The 19,645-nt window shown below is 39.1% G+C and carries 22 protein-coding genes; all 22 read right to left on the bottom strand.

Annotation, left to right across the window (positions count from 1 at the left end; all coding sequences use genetic code 11):
• Positions 1-14: 14 nt before the first annotated feature.
• On the bottom strand, positions 15-1,436 hold the full coding sequence (gene atpD / locus AC1UFB_RS06800; RefSeq protein WP_100346571.1) for a F0F1 ATP synthase subunit beta: 1,422 nt from the start codon (positions 1,434-1,436) through the stop codon (positions 15-17).
• Positions 1,437-1,472: 36 nt separating this feature from the next.
• Complete coding sequence (locus AC1UFB_RS06795) at positions 1,473-2,330, bottom strand: F0F1 ATP synthase subunit gamma (protein WP_061785834.1); 858 nt, start codon at positions 2,328-2,330, stop codon at positions 1,473-1,475.
• Positions 2,331-2,440: 110 nt separating this feature from the next.
• The gene (gene atpA / locus AC1UFB_RS06790; protein WP_025908760.1) at positions 2,441-3,949 is read right to left on the bottom strand and encodes a F0F1 ATP synthase subunit alpha; all 1,509 of its coding nucleotides are present in this window, start codon (positions 3,947-3,949) and stop codon (positions 2,441-2,443) included.
• Between the two features lie 15 nt (positions 3,950-3,964).
• On the bottom strand, positions 3,965-4,510 hold the full coding sequence (locus AC1UFB_RS06785; RefSeq protein ID WP_025908759.1) for a F0F1 ATP synthase subunit delta: 546 nt from the start codon (positions 4,508-4,510) through the stop codon (positions 3,965-3,967).
• A complete protein-coding gene (gene atpF, locus AC1UFB_RS06780) occupies positions 4,507-5,019 on the bottom strand; it encodes a F0F1 ATP synthase subunit B (protein WP_482588837.1) in 513 nt (170 codons plus the stop codon). The genes AC1UFB_RS06785 and atpF overlap by 4 nt, the downstream gene beginning before the upstream one ends.
• A gap of 119 nt (positions 5,020-5,138) precedes the next feature.
• Positions 5,139-5,351, bottom strand: coding sequence for a F0F1 ATP synthase subunit C (gene atpE / locus AC1UFB_RS06775; RefSeq protein WP_025908757.1), 213 nt, complete (start codon positions 5,349-5,351; stop codon positions 5,139-5,141).
• A 91-nt stretch (positions 5,352-5,442) separates the two neighbouring features.
• Positions 5,443-6,156 carry a F0F1 ATP synthase subunit A gene (atpB, locus tag AC1UFB_RS06770; protein WP_025908756.1) on the bottom strand — a complete coding sequence of 238 codons (714 nt, stop codon included), beginning with the start codon at positions 6,154-6,156 and terminating at the stop codon, positions 5,443-5,445.
• A 6-nt stretch (positions 6,157-6,162) separates the two neighbouring features.
• Positions 6,163-6,546 carry an ATP synthase subunit I gene (locus AC1UFB_RS06765; RefSeq protein ID WP_025908755.1) on the bottom strand — a complete coding sequence of 128 codons (384 nt, stop codon included), beginning with the start codon at positions 6,544-6,546 and terminating at the stop codon, positions 6,163-6,165.
• 6 nt (positions 6,547-6,552) lie between these two features.
• Positions 6,553-6,774, bottom strand: coding sequence for an AtpZ/AtpI family protein (locus tag AC1UFB_RS06760; protein WP_025908754.1), 222 nt, complete (start codon positions 6,772-6,774; stop codon positions 6,553-6,555).
• A gap of 319 nt (positions 6,775-7,093) precedes the next feature.
• Positions 7,094-9,289, bottom strand: coding sequence for a S8 family serine peptidase (locus AC1UFB_RS06755; protein WP_482588835.1), 2,196 nt, complete (start codon positions 9,287-9,289; stop codon positions 7,094-7,096).
• A 68-nt stretch (positions 9,290-9,357) separates the two neighbouring features.
• Positions 9,358-10,506: a non-hydrolyzing UDP-N-acetylglucosamine 2-epimerase gene (gene wecB / locus AC1UFB_RS06750; protein WP_025908752.1), complete on the bottom strand. Its 1,149-nt coding sequence runs from the start codon at positions 10,504-10,506 to the stop codon at positions 9,358-9,360.
• A gap of 24 nt (positions 10,507-10,530) precedes the next feature.
• Positions 10,531-11,160 (bottom strand): uracil phosphoribosyltransferase, encoded by a 630-nt coding sequence (gene upp / locus AC1UFB_RS06745; RefSeq protein ID WP_025908751.1) that lies wholly within the window; start codon positions 11,158-11,160, stop codon positions 10,531-10,533.
• 275 nt (positions 11,161-11,435) lie between these two features.
• Entirely contained in the window at positions 11,436-12,680 is a 1,245-nt protein-coding gene (locus tag AC1UFB_RS06740; RefSeq protein WP_025908750.1) for a serine hydroxymethyltransferase, read from the bottom strand.
• A gap of 122 nt (positions 12,681-12,802) precedes the next feature.
• Entirely contained in the window at positions 12,803-13,354 is a 552-nt protein-coding gene (locus AC1UFB_RS06735; protein WP_025908749.1) for a TIGR01440 family protein, read from the bottom strand.
• Positions 13,355-13,378: 24 nt separating this feature from the next.
• Positions 13,379-13,816, bottom strand: a complete 438-nt coding sequence (rpiB, locus tag AC1UFB_RS06730) for a ribose 5-phosphate isomerase B (RefSeq protein ID WP_061785830.1) — start codon at positions 13,814-13,816, stop codon at positions 13,379-13,381.
• Between the two features lie 50 nt (positions 13,817-13,866).
• A complete protein-coding gene (locus AC1UFB_RS06725; protein ID WP_076512296.1) occupies positions 13,867-14,301 on the bottom strand; it encodes a low molecular weight protein arginine phosphatase in 435 nt (144 codons plus the stop codon).
• A 182-nt stretch (positions 14,302-14,483) separates the two neighbouring features.
• Positions 14,484-15,044 carry a manganese efflux pump MntP gene (locus tag AC1UFB_RS06720; protein ID WP_076512295.1) on the bottom strand — a complete coding sequence of 187 codons (561 nt, stop codon included), beginning with the start codon at positions 15,042-15,044 and terminating at the stop codon, positions 14,484-14,486.
• A gap of 70 nt (positions 15,045-15,114) precedes the next feature.
• Complete coding sequence (locus tag AC1UFB_RS06715; protein ID WP_061785828.1) at positions 15,115-16,155, bottom strand: L-threonylcarbamoyladenylate synthase; 1,041 nt, start codon at positions 16,153-16,155, stop codon at positions 15,115-15,117.
• 187 nt (positions 16,156-16,342) lie between these two features.
• Positions 16,343-16,786 carry a GNAT family N-acetyltransferase gene (locus tag AC1UFB_RS06710; protein ID WP_061785827.1) on the bottom strand — a complete coding sequence of 148 codons (444 nt, stop codon included), beginning with the start codon at positions 16,784-16,786 and terminating at the stop codon, positions 16,343-16,345.
• A gap of 81 nt (positions 16,787-16,867) precedes the next feature.
• Positions 16,868-17,635 (bottom strand): stage II sporulation protein R, encoded by a 768-nt coding sequence (gene spoIIR, locus AC1UFB_RS06705; protein WP_061785826.1) that lies wholly within the window; start codon positions 17,633-17,635, stop codon positions 16,868-16,870.
• 80 nt (positions 17,636-17,715) lie between these two features.
• Positions 17,716-18,558 (bottom strand): peptide chain release factor N(5)-glutamine methyltransferase, encoded by an 843-nt coding sequence (gene prmC / locus AC1UFB_RS06700; protein ID WP_061785825.1) that lies wholly within the window; start codon positions 18,556-18,558, stop codon positions 17,716-17,718.
• Between the two features lie 2 nt (positions 18,559-18,560).
• A complete protein-coding gene (gene prfA, locus AC1UFB_RS06695) occupies positions 18,561-19,628 on the bottom strand; it encodes a peptide chain release factor 1 (RefSeq protein WP_482588830.1) in 1,068 nt (355 codons plus the stop codon).
• Positions 19,629-19,645: the final 17 nt, after the last annotated feature.

Genomic DNA, 19,645 nt, shown 5'->3' with positions numbered 1-19,645 from the left:
CCTATGTCCCTATATTATACTTCTACTCCCATGCTTTTCGCTTTTTCAACTACTTCTTCAATACGTCCTACTAGACGGAAAGCATCTTCTGGTAAATGATCATATTTACCTTCAAGGATTTCTTTAAATCCTTGAACCGTTTCTTTAACTGGTACATATGAACCTTTCTGACCAGTAAATTGCTCCGCAACGTGGAAGTTTTGAGATAAGAAGAATTGAACACGACGAGCACGTTGTACAACAAGTTTATCTTCATCAGATAACTCGTCCATACCTAGGATTGCAATAATATCTTGTAATTCTTTATAGCGCTGTAATGTTTGCTGAACTTGACGTGCAACATTATAATGCTCTTCACCTACGATTTCAGGAGAAAGCGCACGAGAAGTCGAAGCTAATGGATCTACCGCTGGGTAAATACCCATTTCAGATAGCTTACGCTCTAGGTTAGTTGTTGCATCTAAGTGAGCAAACGTCGTTGCAGGAGCTGGATCCGTATAGTCATCGGCTGGTACATAAATCGCTTGGATTGATGTTACAGAACCAACGCTCGTAGATGTGATACGCTCTTGCAATTGACCCATTTCCGTTGCTAGTGTAGGTTGGTAACCTACCGCTGAAGGCATACGACCAAGTAGGGCTGATACTTCTGAACCGGCTTGTGTAAAGCGGAAGATGTTGTCGATAAAGAACAGAACGTCTTGTCCTTGCTCATCACGGAAATATTCAGCCATTGTTAAACCAGTTAATGCAACACGTTGACGTGCTCCAGGTGGTTCGTTCATTTGACCAAATACCATCGCCGTCTTTTTAATAACGCCAGAATCTGTCATTTCGTGGTATAGATCGTTCCCCTCACGAGTACGTTCACCTACACCTGCGAATACTGAGATACCGCCGTGCTCTTGTGCGATGTTATTGATTAACTCTTGGATAAGTACAGTTTTACCTACACCGGCTCCACCGAACAAACCGATTTTACCACCTTTAATATAAGGAGCTAAAAGGTCAACTACTTTAATTCCTGTTTCGAGAATTTCAGCTTGTGTAGATAAGTCTTCAAATTTTGGTGCTTCGCGGTGAATGGGATCACGACGAACTCCCGCACTGATTGGTCCATCTAAATCGATATGCTCACCTAATACGTTAAACACACGACCTAAAGTTACATCACCAACTGGTACAGAAATTGGTGCTCCTGTATCTTCTACTTCTAGTCCACGAACTAATCCATCAGTTGAAGACATTGCTACTGCACGAACTGTATTATCACCTAAGTGAATCGCAACTTCTAATGTTAATTCGATTGCTACTTCACTTTCACTAACAGGTTTATGAGAAATTTTAAGGGCGTTATAGATTGCTGGAAGGTGTCCGCTGTCAAACTTTACGTCTACAACTGGACCCATGATTTGAGTAACGCGTCCTTTTGCCATCGTGTTCCCTCCTAACTTGCTTTTCAAGTCTTATTTCTATTCTAGAGCCGCTGCTCCACCAACAATCTCCGTAATTTCTTGCGTGATTGCTGCTTGACGAGCACGGTTATATGATAGGGTAAGATTATTAATAAGGTCTTTTGCATTATCCGTTGCATTTTTCATCGCTGTCATACGCGCTGCGTGCTCACTTGCTTTTCCATCCAGTAAGCCACCATAAATAAGGCTTTCTGCATATTGCGGCAATAGCACTTCTAATATCTCTTCTTGAGAAGGCTCGAACTCATATGATACAAGCTTTCCTGTTGGAGCTAAGTCAGCTAACGGCAACAGCTTCTTTTCCGTTACTTCTTGAGAGATTGTATTAATAAAATGATTATAGTACAAATACAATTCATCAAATGTACCGTCCGCAAACATATGCACCGTTTGCGAAGTAATTCCTTGAATATCAGCAAAAGATGGTTGGTCGGATAAACCAGTAATTTCTAAAAACACTGGAATACCACGCTTTATAAAGAAGTCACGCCCGACTTTCCCAATTGCAATTACACCATACTCATCTGGAGATGTATGACGTTTTTCAATTGCTTGTGAGACAGCACGCAAAACGTTACTATTATAAGCTCCTGCTAAGCCACGATCCGAAGTAATGACAATGTATCCCGTTTTCTTAATAGGACGAGCCGTTAACATTGGATGTGCAGCGCCTTTACTGCCTCCTGCTACGCTTGCAACTACTTCTTGAATCTTTTCCATATAAGGAACAAAAGACTTAGCGTTCTGCTCGGCACGGTTTAACTTTGCAGCTGAAACCATTTCCATTGCTTTTGTAATTTGACTCGTTTTTTTCGTTGATGTAATTCTCGTTTGTATATCACGTAATGATGCCACAGGTTTCACCACCTTGTTTTAGAAGATCACGTGGTATGAAAGGTGAACATAAGTTCACCTTTACCTTAATAAAAGCTTGTCTTAACATACCATTTTGACAAAATTAACGATTACTCAGATGCTACAAATGTTTTCTTGAACACTTCAAGAGCAGACTCAAATGCACCATCTTCAGGCAGTCCACCAGTTGTACGAATTGTTTCAAGAACTTCTTTACGATTTGAATCTAACCATGCTAAGTACTCATCTTCGAAACGAGTGATATCAGCAACTGGCACATCATCTAAGAAGCCTTTTGTTAACGCATATAAAATCGCTACTTGTTTTTCTACACGAAGCGGCTTGTGTAAGCCTTGTTTTAATACTTCTACTGTACGTGCACCACGGTTAAGCTTTGCTTGTGTAGCTTGGTCAAGGTCTGATCCAAACTGAGCAAATGATTCAAGCTCACGATAAGATGCTAAATCCAAACGCAGCGTTCCAGCTACTTTCTTCATCGCTTTAATCTGAGCTGATCCACCTACACGTGATACTGAAAGACCTGCGTTAATCGCTGGGCGTACACCTGAGAAGAATAAGTCAGACTGCAAGAAAATCTGTCCATCCGTAATCGAGATTACGTTTGTTGGAATATAAGCAGATACGTCTCCTGCTTGTGTTTCGATAAATGGAAGAGCTGTTAATGACCCTCCACCTTTAGCGTCTGATAATTTTGCAGCACGCTCTAATAAACGAGAATGTAAGTAGAATACATCCCCTGGATATGCTTCACGACCTGGAGGACGACGAAGTAATAATGAAAGTTCACGGTATGCAGATGCTTGTTTTGTTAAATCATCATAGATAACAAGTACGTGTTTGCCGTTATACATGAACTCTTCACCCATTGTTACACCGGCATAAGGTGCTAAGAACAGCATTGGTGCTGGTTGAGAAGCAGATGCTGTTACAACAATTGTGTAATCAAGCGCTCCATGCTTACGCAATGTCTCTACTACGTTACGTACTGTTGACTCTTTTTGCCCAATAGCTACGTAAATACAAACCATATCTTGGTCTTTTTGATTTAAAATTGTATCAATTGCTACAGATGTTTTACCTGTTTGGCGGTCACCAATGATAAGCTCACGCTGACCTCGACCAATTGGTACAAGAGCGTCAATCGCTTTAATACCTGTTTGAAGTGGCTCATGTACAGATTTACGATCCATAACGCCAGGAGCTTGGCTTTCAATTGGACGTGTTTTTGTTGTTCCAATTGGGCCTAAGCCGTCTACAGGTTGACCTAATGAGTTTACAACACGACCAATTAATTGTTCCCCTACAGGAACTTCCATGATTCTTCCTGTACGACGTACCTCATCCCCTTCACGAATTCCAGTGTAAGGTCCTAAGATAACGATACCGACATTGTTTTCCTCTAAGTTTTGTGCCATACCCATGACACCATTTGAAAATTCAACTAACTCTCCAGCCATGACATTGTCGAGGCCATGAGCACGTGCGATACCATCCCCAACTTGGATAACAGTACCTACATCACTCACTTTAATCTCAGACTGATAGTTTTCAATTTGCTGTTTTATCAGCGCACTAATTTCTTCAGCTTTGATGCTCATGAATTTCACCCCTATCTACGATCTATGTGCAAGAAGTTCGCGATGTACCGATTCTAATTTTCCGGAAATACTTCCGTCATAAATACGGTTGCCGATGCGAAGCTTCACGCCGCCGATTAGGCTCTTATCGATTACATTTGAAATATATAATGAATGCTTTCCTACTTTTGGTGCAAATGTTTCAGAAATAGCACGCTCTTCATCTGAAGATAATGCTTTTACAGAGTATACTGTAGCTGCAGCTACACCTCGTGCTTCATTTGCAAGAGCACGATACTCACGAGTAATCTCCCCTACTACTTGGATGCGATGACGATCTAATAATAAAAGGAGCGTATTTTGAACCGTTTCTGTCAACGTTGAAAAAGTTTGGCGAACTAAGTCTTTTTTTCGGTTGGTTGAAATTTTTGGATGCGTTAACACTTCAATTAAATCATCGTTTTGAGCGAAAACTGCTTCCACTACGTCTAACTCTTCTTGTAAAGCATCGATTGATTGCTTTTCAGAAGCTAATTGAAAAAGAGCTAATGCATAACGCTTCGCGACTGCCGACTGACTCATCGTACATCCCCTACTTCTTGAATGTACTCATTGATCAACTTCTCTTGATCTTGCTCTGACAATTCTTTTTCAATCACTTTCGACGCGATTAATACAGATAATGATGCAACTTGCTCACGAAGTGCAGTAACTGCTTGATCTTTTTCTTGCTGAATTTCTTGTTTTGCTAATGCTTTTAAACGCTCAGACTCTTCACGCGCAGCAGCAACAATTTCTTCTTTTTTCTCTTCAGCAGATTTTCTTGCGTTTTCCATTAAAACTTGAACCTCTTCACGAGACTGTTTTAACAGCTCGCGCTGCTCCTCAACAAGCTTCTGTGCTTGTTGATTCTGCTGTTCAGCTGAATCAATTTCACTTGCAATATGCTCTTCACGCTGTTTCATGATACCCATTACTGGACCAAACGCGAACTTACGTAACAATGCTAGCAAGATAAGGAATATTACTAATTGGAATAAAATATCTCCACCGTTAAAGCCTGATGCTCCTAATACAAACGTATTTGACACGGCTGCTTCACTCCCTTCAAAGACTTAACATCTATGATTTTGCTCATTAAAGACATAAAGCAATGGCGAAGGTTCTTTTCGAATGATCTTCGCCACTTTTAAACGTTTTAAGTTACTGATTATTGACCTTGAACCATGAACGCGATTACTACAGCGATAATAGGAATCGCCTCTACTAATGCAACCCCGATGAACATTGTCGTTGTTAATGTACCACGTGCTTCTGGTTGGCGAGCGATACCTTCTACTGTTTTTGATACGATAAGACCGTTACCGATACCAGCACCTAGTGCCGCTAAACCAATTGCAATTGCAGCTGCTAATAAACCCATTTTATAAAGTCCTCCCTTAGTGAAATAGAATTTTTTCAACATGTTTTAAACTCGCTCAAAACGGGTAAAGCTTGAGCGAAGGTTTTATAAATTAATGGTCTTGACTCACTTTGTGTGCCAGGTAAACCATTGTTAACATTGTAAAGATAAAAGCTTGAATTGCACCTACGAAAATACTGAAGCCTTGCCATGCCAATGTTGGCACAACTGCCCCAAATAATCCAAGAGCAGTACCACTTGTAGCAAGCCCTGCTAATAAAGTTAACAGAATTTCTCCTGCATAGATATTCCCGAAAAGACGTAGACCAAGCGTTAGCGTATTTGCAAACTCTTCAATAATCTTTAATGGGAATAGAAAAGGCATTGGTTTGAAGTAATCTCGACCATATTCTGCAAATCCCTTCATCTTAATACCATAATAATGTGATAAGACAACGACCATTGCTGCTAGAGTCAATGTAATCGTCGGATCAGCAGTCGGTGATTTCCACCATAATTCGTGATCGACAACAACGGCAAATGGTAATCCTAACATATTGGCGACAAAGATATACATTAGTAGCGTTACACCTAATGTTAAGAAACGACCACCCGTCTTCCAATCCATTGTGCTGTTAATGAGGCCTTTTACAAAGTCTAATACCCATTCCAGGAAGTTTTGCATACCTGTAGGCTTCATTGCTAAAGTACGAGTACATAAAACTGCAATTAAAAACACAATGACTGACGCCACGGTAATCATCAACATGTTACTGAGATTAAACGTAAGACCAAAGAAATCTTGAGTTGGTGATTCATGACCCAACTATATTCACCTCTCTTCCCATCTCCTGCGTATATTTTGAACAACTAAATCTATGATAATGACAAGATAGGATGTCATTAATCCCATAACTACACCAATAATATGAAAAGTATTTGGATAAGAGATTGTAATTACAACTGCTAGAGCAGCGGTTGCAAACCTTGCAAATGTTCCTACTGAACGAGGTCGTTTTCCTTCATCCAGCGCTTGTCCAAACTGTTTAGCCCTTCTTACTAAAACCCAAAGGTTATACAAACTGAGTGCTGTACCTAAAATCAGGCCTAAAAACACGGTTTGATACGGAGTAAATCCCCATCCGAGAACGTATAGTGCTAGTAAATAAAATATGTAGGATCGAAGTCTTGGAAATAAATGTTGCAATTCTTGCATGGATTATTAATCTCCTGAAAAAAATTGTCGGACTGTACGCAGCATGGCATAGACGCCAACTGCAAGCCCTAAAAGAAGGCCTAAAACTAAAAAAAGTGGCTCAGTCCCAACTTTTCCATCAATCCATTTGCCACCAAATAGACCGATTAATACGGAACCTGCTAACTGAGAAAGAATGGTGGACATCAATGCAATCGCTTGTAATGAATGCCGTTTTTGCTTAGTCATTTAGAAAACCCCTTTTTGGTAAATCCTTTTTTTCAAAAAAATCTACATACTCTACTCTAAAAATATGCGAGCTTATGTATAAATTACCAAAAAAAGTTAAAAACAGTTAGTCAAAAACACAAGCGAACCTTGATTTTCAAGTGTTGAAAACCTTATCATTTATATCCATTGTTAGCATACAATAGCGCATATTTAATGTCAATGTGTTTAAGCTAAAAACTTCACAATCTAAAAAGGGATGTTCACATTTTTGCCACACATATTTCATATTTAAATAAGAACAATGTAAAAGGGCGTAAAACCTTGGTTTTACGCCCTTTTACTCAATTACTAGCCCTGCGTTTGCTACCTCTGTTTTACCATCTTTTTTAGCGTATGCGAACACTTTATACTCACCTTTAGGCAACTCTTCCTGCAGCTGAATTTTCCGTTTTAACATCCCTCTTTCTAGTTTTTTATCTACATCTAAATAAGAGACAAACCGAAGGGTGTCTATGTCATAAACAGCAATGCCAAATTCATCTGCTCCTTCAGGCAAAAACAATTCGTATAGATACGTTTTTTCGTCACTTCCCTGTACGGCCTGTAGTCCCATAACACGAGGATAATTTGGCTTTTCAACCATATACAAATAGGGTATTGATATTGTTTCACGTGAATCACGAATTTCTAAACGCCCATCATATATGCCTTTTTTCTTTTGATGGCTGTTTACCTGAAGATCAACTGCAATGGTCTTCGTTTCTTTCGGCTTCAATGTGAAAGAAAGCGGCACTCTCCAAATTTCTCCAAACGTTTTTGTTGGAGGCGTAACATGATAAACGTTTTTGTAATTCGCCTCATTAAAAATACGCATTTTAATCCTTTTGTTACTTTGTCCTTCAAAAACTCCAAACGACAGCGTGCTAGGTGATAACAGCGTTGTTGCCTTTACAGCACGTTCCACTTGAATTCTTCCTGCTCCTTGTTCATACGAGTGATAGAGCTCACCCTTTAAGTTACGAATTGGCTTTGCCGTACTCATAAGTGCCGCTTTTACTTGTTCTGGAGACCAATTGGGGTGAGCCTGTAAAAGTAACGCACAGGCTCCCGCTACGTGAGGTGCTGCCATGCTTGTTCCATTTAAAGGCTCATACCCGTTCGGTACCGTACTCCTAATTTGGTAACCTGGTGCTACCACATCAGGTTTGATATCCCAGGTGCTCGTAACTGGACCTCTGGAGCTAAAAGGAGTAATGATGTCTTCTACAGTTTTCATAGAAGCGAATGCATACACGTTCCCTTTTTGAATTTCTTTCTTTATGGATTCTCCTACATCACTCGAAACCATCACTACTGGAATTGAAAACGATTCACTTACACTCTCGTCTACCACTCCATTAATAGCATGGTATACAATTACAGCTTTAGCTCCAGCTTTTTCAGCTTTACTGATTTTTTTCGACAGAGAGATTTCTCCCGTTTTCATAAGGACAACTTTGTTTCCAAAATATGACACTTCCCTTCCGCTTCCTGCGTCCGTTAATACAATTGTCTGATCAATATCCCACTTCGCGGCATTTGGTAAAGGAGATAGAGAAATTTGCTGTGATAACTTTTCCATTTTTATAAATGGAATACGTGTCGGAGAAACTGAAGCACCAACCGAAATAGCTTGTTGAGCCGTTCCAGGAGAGCCTACGGTCCACAAACCAGGCCCTGAATTACCGCTAGAAGTTACTGCTACAATCCCTTTTTCAACAGCTTTATTTAACGCTAAGCTTGTAGGTAAATCTGGACCATTAATGTCATTTCCTAACGATAAGTTAATGACATCGACCCCATCTTGAATTGCTTTTTCAACAGCTAGAATAACATTTTCAGACGAGCCAGACCCACCCGGACCTAGGGCTCGGTAGGCATAAATTTCAGCTTCGGGTGCTACTCCGCGCATCTTCCCGTTTGCTCCTATAATACCGGCCACATGGGTACCATGAAGCGTAGGTTCTCCTTGCTTGCTTACTGTTTCCATTGGAGAATAATCTTGGTCCACAACGTCATAGCCACCTCGATAATTTGACTTTAAATCAGGATGATTAAAGTCAATTCCAGTATCAATTATTCCAACCTTTATCCCTCGACCCGTCAAGCGCTGGTTTTTCTTATCAAACATGCCCCTTACCTTTTCACTGCCAATGTAGGATGCACTTCCTTCATTTTTTGCATGATACGAAACAGAAGCATGCGAACTATCAATATAAGGTTCTTCTCGAAGTCTTTGTAAGTCATATAAAGTCCCCGATACGGAGAGCCCTGTAAATACCTCCCGAAACTCGTGGTTAATGCTCACATTTGGATACTTTTTTTTTATTTCTTGTTTGGCAATCGCTACATTCTGCTCGTTCAGCATGAGAATGTATGTTTTTTGCACCTGTTTTTCAAATGATTGAATATCTGGAAACTCTACACTTTCACCGTACGTGCTTGTGCTGTTTATTCCAAAAATTGACAGTAATAAAATGGTTATTTTCCACATAAAAACACCTCTCTACATAGCGTGTCACAAAGAGACCGCATTCATGTGAGAGGTGTTAGATTTATTTTTTATAGTGGCTTAAATTCTTCAGGTCTTTCTTCACGATGTTTAAAGTAGTAGCTAATCGCATCGCAAATACGCTCAGAGGCATGGCCGTCTCCGTAAGGATTAGATGCTTTAGACATTGTTTCATAAACAGCTTTGTCGATTAATAACTCTTTAGCTAAGTTGTAAATAGTTTCTTCTTCTGTGCCAGCTAACTTTAACGTTCCTGCTTCAATGCCCTCTGGACGCTCCGTTGTATCACGCAATACTAATACGGGTACACCAAGAGAAGGTGCTTCCTCCTGAACGCCACCGGAATCCGTTAAAATGAGGTGTGCTCGATTCGCAAAGTTATGGAAGTCGATTACATCTAACGGTTCGATAAGATGAATGCGATCATCATCGCCCAATATATCATTAGCTGTTTCACGTACAACAGGATTTAGATGCACAGGATAGACAACTTGTACGTCATCATGTTCAGTTACAATACGCTTTACCGCTCTAAACATGTTTTTCATTGGCTCACCTAAATTTTCACGACGGTGAGCGGTTAATAAGATAAGGCGATCGCTGCCAAGATTACGTAAGACTTCATGCTCATACGAATCTTTTACAGTTGTTTTTAGCGCATCAATAGCTGTGTTTCCTGTCACAAAAATGTTTTCTTCATTCTTGTTTTCTGTTTTCAAATTAACAGAAGACTTCGTTGTTGGAGCAAAGTGTAAATCTGCTAGTACACCCGTCAACTGGCGATTCATCTCTTCAGGATAAGGTGAATATTTATTCCATGTGCGAAGACCTGCTTCTACATGGCCTACAGGAATTTGGTTATAAAACGCTGCTAGTCCAGCAATAAATGTTGTTGTTGTATCTCCATGAACCAACACAATATCCGGCTTTACTTTTTGCATCACATCGTTTAAACCTTCTAATCCTCTAGTTGTTACATCCATTAATGTTTGACGGTCTTTCATAATGTTTAAGTCATAATCTGGTTCGATATCAAAAATGGATAGCACTTGATCCAGCATTTGACGGTGCTGAGCAGTAACGGTCACAATTGCTTCAAATTCCTTGGGACGCTTCTTTAGCTCAAGAACAAGTGGCGCCATTTTAATAGCTTCCGGTCTAGTACCAAATATCGTCATTACTTTAACTGGTTGCTTCATTATTTATCACCCGTATCTGAGAAATTATTTTGTACCAAATAAACGGTCTCCCGCATCTCCTAAACCTGGAACGATATAACCATGGTCATTTAATTTTTCATCTAAAGCTGCGATATAAATATCAACATCTGGATGTGCTTCTTTTACGATTTCTACTCCTTCTGGAGAAGCGATTAAGCACATAAATTTAATGTTTTTTGCGCCACGCTTTTTCAATGAATTAATAGCTTCTACTGCTGAACCACCCGTTGCAAGCATCGGATCTACAACAATAAAATCACGCTCTTCTACATCATTTGGTAATTTAACATAGTATTCCACTGGTTGAAGTGTTTCTGGATCACGGTACAAGCCAACATGCCCCACTTTTGCTGCCGGCATTAATTTTAAGAAACCATCAACCATTCCGATACCTGCACGTAAAATTGGTACAATCCCTAGTTTTTTACCAGCGATTACTTTTGAAGTCGTTTTGCATACTGGCGTTTCAATTTCCACATCTTGTAAAGGTAAATCACGAGTTGCTTCAAAAGCCATTAAGCTTGCTACTTCGTCTACTAACTCACGGAATTCTTTTGTTCCCGTTTTTACATCACGTATGTATGTTAATTTGTGTTGAATAAGAGGATGATCGAATACGTATACTTTGCCCACTGAAATCTCTCCTTTGAATTTAAAAATGTCCACATTGAAATACCATTCAAGCGCTTGAATGGTACCTACTTTTTAAAAAAAACGATAACGTTAACATAACTTAAGCATTGCATCTATTTTACAGAAAATTATTTTTGAGTTCAAGCTTAATCCAAAAATAGATATTTTTCTATAACAATAGTGTAACCACATCATTCATCTTGAAACGTTGACACAAAAAGAAAAGCTGGGTAAATCCCCAACTTTTCTTTTCGCATTTTACTATTTCTTATAGATTATAAAGATGCATACATTTCAAACTTGCTTGTTAATGCTTCTACACGAGCTGTTGCTTCCGCTAACTTTTCTTCATTATCAATATTCTTTAGTGTTAAGCCAATGATAGCAGCAATTTCATCCATTTCTTCAGCACCGAATCCACGAGTTGTCACAGCAGCTGTTCCGATACGAATTCCACTTGTTACAAATGGACTTTGTTGGTCGTAAGGAATCGTGTTTTTATTCGTTGTAATTCCAACTTCATCTAACGCTTTTTCAGCAACTTTACCCGTTAATCCCATTGAACTTACATCAATTAGAACGAGGTGGTTATCTGTACCGCCAGAAACTAACTTAAAGCCTTCTTTTGTTAGCCCTTCTGCTAAGCGATTTGCATTGTCGATGATATTTTGTGCATACTGCTTAAATTCAGCTTGTAACGCTTCACCGAACGCTACTGCTTTAGCAGCAATAACGTGCATTAATGGTCCACCTTGGATTCCAGGAAAGATTGATTTATCAATTGCTTTTGCAAATTCTTCTTTACATAAAATCATTCCACCACGTGGCCCGCGTAATGTTTTATGCGTAGTTGTTGTAACGAAATGAGCATGTGGAACCGGGTTTGGATGAAGGCCAGCTGCTACAAGTCCAGCAATGTGAGCCATGTCTACCATTAAATATGCTCCCACTTCATCTGCAATTTCACGGAATTTCTTAAAGTCAATTTCACGAGGGTACGCACTAGCACCAGCAACGATCAGCTTTGGTTTATGAGTGCGTGCTTTTTCTAATACATCTTCATAGTTAATACGATGTGTGTCTGCATCTACACCATATTCTATGAAATTGTACTGCACACCGCTGAAGTTTACCGGACTACCGTGCGTTAAATGTCCACCGTGAGATAAGTTCATACCAAGAACCGTATCTCCTGTCTCTAAAATTGTAAAGTATACAGCCATGTTTGCTTGAGCACCTGAGTGAGGTTGAACGTTCACATGCTCCGCACCAAAGATTTCTTTTGCACGGTCACGAGCTAAGTCTTCCACTACGTCTACGTGCTCGCAGCCACCATAATAACGCTTTGCTGGATAACCTTCTGCATATTTATTTGTAAGTACAGAACCTTGAGCTTCCATTACTGCCGTTGTAACGAAGTTTTCTGATGCAATTAACTCAATTTTTGTGCGTTGACGCCCTAATTCATCTTGAATTGCATTATAAACTGCTGGATCTTGCTGCACTAACTTTTTCTCCATCGAAATCCTCTCCTCGTTTCGTTTCGTATGAACAATGTTCGTTTTTTATTAATTCATCTACATTGTAACATGGTTTATTTAGAATAAAAAACAAAAAATGTGCATTATATTAATATATTTATTTACAATCGTTCGTAAATAGCTCTAGGTCCACCAATTAGTTTTGGTCGAGTATAAGCAATAGTCATGTGCGCTTGGCCAATTTGTTTAAGGGAACACCTAACAGGAACAGCCACATGCTTTAAGTGCATACCAATAAACGTATCCCCAATATCAATACCTGCATCGGCTTTAATAAATTCAACAATAACAGGGTCATTGAAATGATGATATGCGTACGTAGCCATTGCTCCACCTGCTTTTCGAACTGGGATAACCGTTACAAGATCTAAGTTTTGCTTTAACGCGGTTTTTCGTTCTACCACCAGCGCTCGATTTAAATGTTCACAGCATTGAAACGCTAAATCGATGCCTTTTTCCTTTGCAAACTCTTGAAGCTTACCATAGATTACCTCAGCTGCTTCTTCAGTTCCTGATGTTCCGATTCGCTCTCCAACAACTTCACTTGTACTGCACCCAACTACAAACAAACTATCTTGCTGAAGTGTTACCTGTTGTGAAAAATCTGCTAGCACAACTTCTAATTCCCGAGCCCAATCTTGAGCATTAGACATTCTAAAGCGCCTCCTTTACATCATTTACTTTTCATATGCTTTAATTTTGTTGACACGATTCTCATGACGTCCGCCTTCAAAATCCGTTGTTAACCATATCTTAGCAATATCTCTAGCTAAACCTGGGCCAATTACACGCTCACCCATCGCTAGTACATTTGTGTCATTATGTTCTCTGGTCGCCCTTGCGCTAAACGTATCGTGGACAAGTGCACAGCGAACACCTTTTACTTTATTCGCAGCAATACTCATTCCAATTCCTGTTCCACAAATTAGAATTCCTTTATCAACCTCTCCACCTGCTACTTTTTCAGCAACTGGAATTGCATAGTCTGGATAATCTACTGAATCACTGCACTCACAGCCTAAGTCAACATACTCAACATTTAGTTCTTCCATTAACTGCATAATTTCTTTTCGAATATTTATACCACCGTGATCTGATGCAATCGCTACTTTCATATTGGATCCTCCTTATAAGCTATTAAAAGTAACTTTTATAGCTAGCATTTTTAATTTTCTAATTTTTTAACAGCTCGATTAATAAGCTGCTGCATTTCTTCAAATGTCATTTGGTAAACAGATAAATCGCCTCCGTAAGGGTCGACAACGTCTCCATTTTCACCTACAAATTCTTTTAGCGTAAACAGCTTGTCTATAGTATCTGGAGCTTGGTTTGCCAGCATCTGTTTATGACTACTTGTCATAGTAAAAATATGAGTTGCCCAATCTAACATTTCTCTTGTAATACTAGATGATGTATGCGATGAATCAATACCTTGCTGCGCTAAAACTGCTGCTGCATGCGCAGAAATCGGTTGACCGTCCATTGCAAATAAACCCGCTGATTTTACTTCTATTCCACGCTTTTTTTGACTGCTTAACCAAGCTGCCGCCATAGGACTTCGACATGTATTTCCTGTACAAACAAATAAGACTTTTTTCAATCTAAAATCCCTCCTTATCTTACTACTAATAATCCCTTTTTACATTTCCTTTATTTTATCCTTAATAGATAGAAGAGTTCAACACCCATGACCTATGATACTTTTCATTAAATGTAAGCATAAAAAAGCAAGCTCTATGCTAATAGAGCTTGCTTTTTTAGAGTATTAAATTAATAAGCTATTTATAATTGAAAAAGAAGCTTGATTCCAAATGCAAGGAGAATGCTTCCCCCTAACGCTTCACTGTACGAACCTAACCAACCTTGAACACGTCTTCCAAGCAAAAGACCTAACCATGTTAACAGCATACTTACTACGCCGAAAATCATAATTGTTAAAAATGTTCTTGCTCCAAAAATCCCAAGGCTTAAGCCCACAGAAAAACTATCTAAGCTAACGCTCAATGCAAAGATAATTAATCCCCATCCTACAGGTTTAATAAACGGCTCTTCGTCACGCTTGAAGGATGAGTAAATCATTTGTATTCCTAATATGAGAAGTAATACGCCTCCACCATATGTAGCTAACATTCCCAGCTTATCAGACAACAGTTTTCCAATAAACATACCCAAAAGGGGCATCCATATATGGAAAAGACCTATTATTACTCCGATGTAAAAAATTTGGCGAAAGCGTAAACGGACTAGACCCATTCCGAGTCCGACCGAAAAGGCGTCCATTCCTAACGCAAATGCCATAATAACTAATGTAATCAGTTCACTAATTAATCCTGAAATATCCATCTTCAACCTCCTCGGACGTGCCTATTTCACCTTATGCACGCACGAAATGGTTTAGAAGATGAATCTAAAATTATTGAACAATAAACTGATGACCAGCCGCTTTCACTAACCGATTCATTAAAGCCTGACCTACTCCATGCTCAGGAAAGCTTTCACTTAAAATAACGTCTACGTCATAGTCGTTAAAAGAACGTAAAACATGATAAAGTTCACTCGCAACCGTTTCTAACTTATCTCGATAGCCGCAAGTTAAAATCTGATCTGCATGATAAGAGTTTTTATTTTCATGGGTTGTTAAAACTCCAACTTTCTTTCCTTGTTTTTGAAAATACTCAACTTGCTCCTGTAAAAATTTCTCTGAACCTTTCACAATGATGAGCGGCGCATTAGGAGCATAATGTGTATACTTCATTCCTGGAGATTTTGGCGCTTCCTTTTCATCTTTAAGAGCTTGGTCTACCCTTACTTCTCCAATTAAAGCTTCTAATTGTTCTTTTGTAACGCCACCAGGACGTAAAATGACTGGGATGTCTTCCGTACAATCCAGTACCGTAGATTCTAGACCAACTCCGGTCGTTCCACCATCAACAATTCCACTAATTCTACCTTCCAAATCGTTCATAACATGCTGAGCACTTGTTGGACTTGGCTTTCCGGATAGGTTTGCACTTGGTGCAGCTACTGGTACACTTGCTTTTTTTAATAAAGCTAGAGCTACGGGATGCGAAGGCATTCGGACGGCAACGCTATCCAAACCTGCCGTAACGTTCTCTGCTACAAATCCTTTTTTAGGAAAAATAAGCGTAATAGGTCCTGGCCAAAAAGCTTTCATTATTTCCCGAGCCGTTTCTGACACCTCGGCTACAATACTATCTAACTGTTCCACGTCACCAATGTGTACAATAAGCGGGTTATCACTCGGACGACCTTTCGCTTTGAAAATTTTATCCACAGCCTGTTCAGAGGTTGCATCTGCCCCTAACCCATAGACTGTTTCTGTAGGAAACGCAACGACTTCTTGGTTTCTTAACAACAAAGATGCTTCTTCTATCTGTGGATAACTATCTTGATTTTTCATTTCTTTATCCACAGACCAGATTTTTGTGTTCATTTCATTCACTCCTATTGGTACAACTATATATAGGTAAAAACATCTCTATTACCTACTATTTATACAAGATTTTAATTTATTTTATCAATAGACGGTTGCAACAAACAAGCTTTATCCACAAAATGTGGATAAAGCTTGTTTGTTTGTTAATAACTTTGTGGATTATCTTTATCCACATTTGTGAAATTCAATCTTGATAAGCCATTACATATACTTGCTCTAAGCTTGAAAGATTTCGTAGATAAGAATGATACTTCAAGCCATCTGGCAAATTTTCGTAACTGATTTGCTGAAAATTCATCATTGAAAAAAACTGTACGGACGAAGCCTTGTTCGTCACTAAATATAATTGATGAACATCATTTTTTTTAGCTAGCTGTACAATGCTTTTGAATAACAATAGAATGTCCGATCGCATGAGGGAAGGTGAAACAACAAGAGAACGTAATAACCCATGCTCTCCATCTTTTTCAAATCCAACAGTTGCTAACAGCTCGTCATTCTCATCTTCCATAATAACAAAATGATGAATGCTTTCTGCTACACCTTCTGAACTAATACCTGCTTTTGTTAAGAATGATTGAATTCGCCCACAATCTTTCACTTCTGCTAACTTTAATTGTTCCTTCATTTCTCATCACCTCATTTTAGTTTCTAGTAACAAAACTATGAAATATGAGAAACAAATAGAACTGTATACTTTTATTTTCTATCATTTGAATAAAGATGAAGCTAGTTCTACAATAAAGAATTTCACTTCTACTTCTTCTTCTTTCTCCTGTACTTTTTTACTAGACTGCTCCTGCTGCTTTTCTTTTTTCGCTTCTTTTACAGCTACTTCTTGTGCCAGATTTGAAGTTGATGCAACAAGGTTTGAATGGTCAGTGTGATTAGCATCTACTTTCTCTACTTCTTCAGCTACCGCTTTTATCATTTCTTTCTTTTCCACAGGCTGCTCTTCTTCAGGCATTGGTGATTCAATAGCTTCCCCGTTTGAGAAATCTAAAAAGCACATAGGTGGAAACAGTACGCACCACCAGTTTGCTCCTTCACCTTCACCTAACGTAATTAAAACTGCTTCATATTCACCAGCTGGATAAAGCAATTGACCATATAGCTTGGTTGGAAAGCTCACCTTTCCAAAATCAACGTGTATAATCTGATCCATACCTTGTTCTTTCATAACTTTCTTAGCAATCGCTTCTAATGTGGGTAAGTTGCTTTTAATTACATCTCTTGCATCTTCCACTGACGTTAACTCTTGAACCCATGTAGTAATTTGTGCATTTACTTCATCTCTAATTAATCGTTTTACATGCTGGTCTTTCTTACTATCGCTATTTGCAAGAATACGTAAACGAATTGCTTCATCTGGAATAACCATCGGCTCAGTAGCCTCGACCTTTTGATTTGTATATAGAATTTGGATATTCGCTCCAATAATAAGTAAAAGAAAATAAATAATTGCTTGTTTTTTCATTATGTCCACCATCCCTTCACAAGATAGTATGGACAATGATTTTCTATCCTAAACTAGCAACTTATTAAAATCTATTATTTTTATAAAGAAGCAAATACCATTCGATCTTTTCCATTGATATCAAAAACAACTTCAACTTTTGCATTAGGGAACTGCTTTTTTAACATATCTGATACTGCATCAGCTTGTCCAAACCCTACTTCAAATGCAATAATTCCCTGTTTGTTAATAACAAGCGGGAGCTCTTCCATAAAACGTCGATAGAAATTCAAACCGTCTTGACCACCAAAAAGAGCTCGATTAGGCTCATAGTCCTTCACAACGGTTGATAGTTCGTCACTATCAGGAATGTATGGAGGGTTAGACACGACAACATCAAATCGCTGAGATGCCTCAATAAAAGGCTTTAATAAATCTCCATGTAAAAATTGAACCTTCGCACCCAAGCGTTTAGCATTTTCTTTGGCTACTGCTAGCGATTCTTCTGCAATATCTGTGCACGTCATTTTTATCGTTGGAACTTCTAAAGCAAGTGTAACACCTATTGCACCACTACCTGTTCCAATATCAACAGCCTGAATTGGAGCGTGTCCAAACTTTTGTTTCATACGATCAATTAAGCCTAATACAAGCTCTTCAGTTTCCGGACGCGGTATAAGCACTTCCTGATTTACTTGAAACGTTCTTCCATAGAACTCTTCCGAACCAATGAGATATTGTACTGGTATCCCAGCTACATGTTTTTTAACATCATGCTGAAATTTTTGCATGATTTCCGTTGGGACTTCTTCTTGCAATGAAGCAAGTAGGTAAGTTCGAGTCATGCCAAGGTGATGAAGCAACAACATCTCACCAGCATTTTCATCTCTTTGCGCTTCTTTTAAACAAGAAGAAGCCCATTTTAGGGCTTCAAAAACTTTCATTGTTAATTCGAATCTTCCATTCTTCTCGCTTGATCTTCCATGATTAATGCATCAATGATTTCATCTAGCTTACCTTCTAGAATTTGATCAAGCTTTTGAATTGTTAAACCAATACGATGATCCGTTACACGGTTTTGAGGGAAGTTATACGTACGAATACGCTCTGAACGATCCCCAGAACCTACTGCTTGCTTACGATTTGCATCGTATTCAGCTTGAGCTTCCTGCTGGAACTTATCATAAACACGTGCACGTAATACCTTCATTGCTTTTTCTTTATTCTTAATCTGTGACTTTTCATCTTGACACGATACAACTGTTCCCGTAGGTAAATGCGTTAAACGAACAGCTGACATGGTTGTATTTACGCTTTGTCCACCTGGTCCACTAGATGCGAACGTATCAACACGAATATCTTTTTCATGAATTTCTACCTCTACCTCTTCAGCTTCCGGTAGACATGCAACTGTTGCTGTTGAAGTATGAATACGTCCACCTGATTCCGTTTCAGGTACACGTTGAACACGGTGTGCGCCGTTTTCAAACTTCATTTTTGAATAAGCACCTTTACCGTTAATCATGAAAATAATTTCTTTATATCCACCAACACCTGTTGTATTAGCTTCCATTACGTCAATTTTCCAGCCTTGAGCCTCGGCAAAGCGTGCGTACATGCGGTATAGGTTACCCGCAAATAAGGCTGCCTCATCGCCTCCTGCAGCACCACGAATCTCCATAATAACGTTTTTGTCATCGTTCGGATCTTTCGGGATTAACAGAATGCGAAGTTTATCTTCTAATTCTTCTGCTTGCGGCTCTAGCTCTTGAATTTCTTCTTTAACCATCTCACGCATATCAGCATCAAGCTTTTCTTCGAGCATTGCTTTTGCATCTTGCAGCTGCTCTTTTACTTCTTTATACTCTCGATAACACGTAACGGTTTCTTGTATATCTGATTGTTCTTTTGAATACTCTCTTAATTTAGATGGGTCATTTACGATTTCAGGGTCGCTAAGAAGCTCATTCAACTTCTCATAGCGTGCCTCCACGGCTTCTAAACGATCAAACACGTCATTCACCTCATTTT

It is taken from the genome of Priestia sp. KCTC 13724 (assembly GCF_056820425.1).
Note: the sequence above shows the minus strand (reverse complement) of the source record. Positions and strands in the feature narration are given on the sequence as shown.

Bases quoted from the DNA above. Each gene is read 5' to 3' on its own strand.
- atpD (WP_100346571.1), bottom strand. From the start codon at position 1,436: ATGGCAAAAGGACGCGTTACTCAAATCATGGGTCCAGTTGTAGACGTA.
- atpA (WP_025908760.1), bottom strand. From the start codon at position 3,949: ATGAGCATCAAAGCTGAAGAAATTAGTGCGCTGATAAAACAGCAAATT.
- AC1UFB_RS06785 (WP_025908759.1), bottom strand. From the start codon at position 4,510: ATGAGTCAGTCGGCAGTCGCGAAGCGTTATGCATTAGCTCTTTTTCAA.
- atpE (WP_025908757.1), bottom strand. From the start codon at position 5,351: ATGGGTTTATTAGCAGCTGCAATTGCAATTGGTTTAGCGGCACTAGGT.
- AC1UFB_RS06765 (WP_025908755.1), bottom strand. From the start codon at position 6,546: ATGCAAGAATTGCAACATTTATTTCCAAGACTTCGATCCTACATATTT.
- AC1UFB_RS06760 (WP_025908754.1), bottom strand. From the start codon at position 6,774: ATGACTAAGCAAAAACGGCATTCATTACAAGCGATTGCATTGATGTCC.
- AC1UFB_RS06755 (WP_482588835.1), bottom strand. From the start codon at position 9,289: ATGTGGAAAATAACCATTTTATTACTGTCAATTTTTGGAATAAACAGC.
- wecB (WP_025908752.1), bottom strand. From the start codon at position 10,506: ATGAAGCAACCAGTTAAAGTAATGACGATATTTGGTACTAGACCGGAA.
- AC1UFB_RS06740 (WP_025908750.1), bottom strand. From the start codon at position 12,680: ATGGAGAAAAAGTTAGTGCAGCAAGATCCAGCAGTTTATAATGCAATT.
- AC1UFB_RS06735 (WP_025908749.1), bottom strand. From the start codon at position 13,354: ATGTCTAATGCTCAAGATTGGGCTCGGGAATTAGAAGTTGTGCTAGCA.
- rpiB (WP_061785830.1), bottom strand. From the start codon at position 13,816: ATGAAAGTAGCGATTGCATCAGATCACGGTGGTATAAATATTCGAAAA.
- AC1UFB_RS06720 (WP_076512295.1), bottom strand. From the start codon at position 15,044: ATGGATATTTCAGGATTAATTAGTGAACTGATTACATTAGTTATTATG.
- AC1UFB_RS06715 (WP_061785828.1), bottom strand. From the start codon at position 16,155: ATGAACACAAAAATCTGGTCTGTGGATAAAGAAATGAAAAATCAAGAT.
- AC1UFB_RS06710 (WP_061785827.1), bottom strand. From the start codon at position 16,786: ATGAAGGAACAATTAAAGTTAGCAGAAGTGAAAGATTGTGGGCGAATT.
- spoIIR (WP_061785826.1), bottom strand. From the start codon at position 17,635: ATGAAAAAACAAGCAATTATTTATTTTCTTTTACTTATTATTGGAGCG.
- prmC (WP_061785825.1), bottom strand. From the start codon at position 18,558: ATGAAAGTTTTTGAAGCCCTAAAATGGGCTTCTTCTTGTTTAAAAGAA.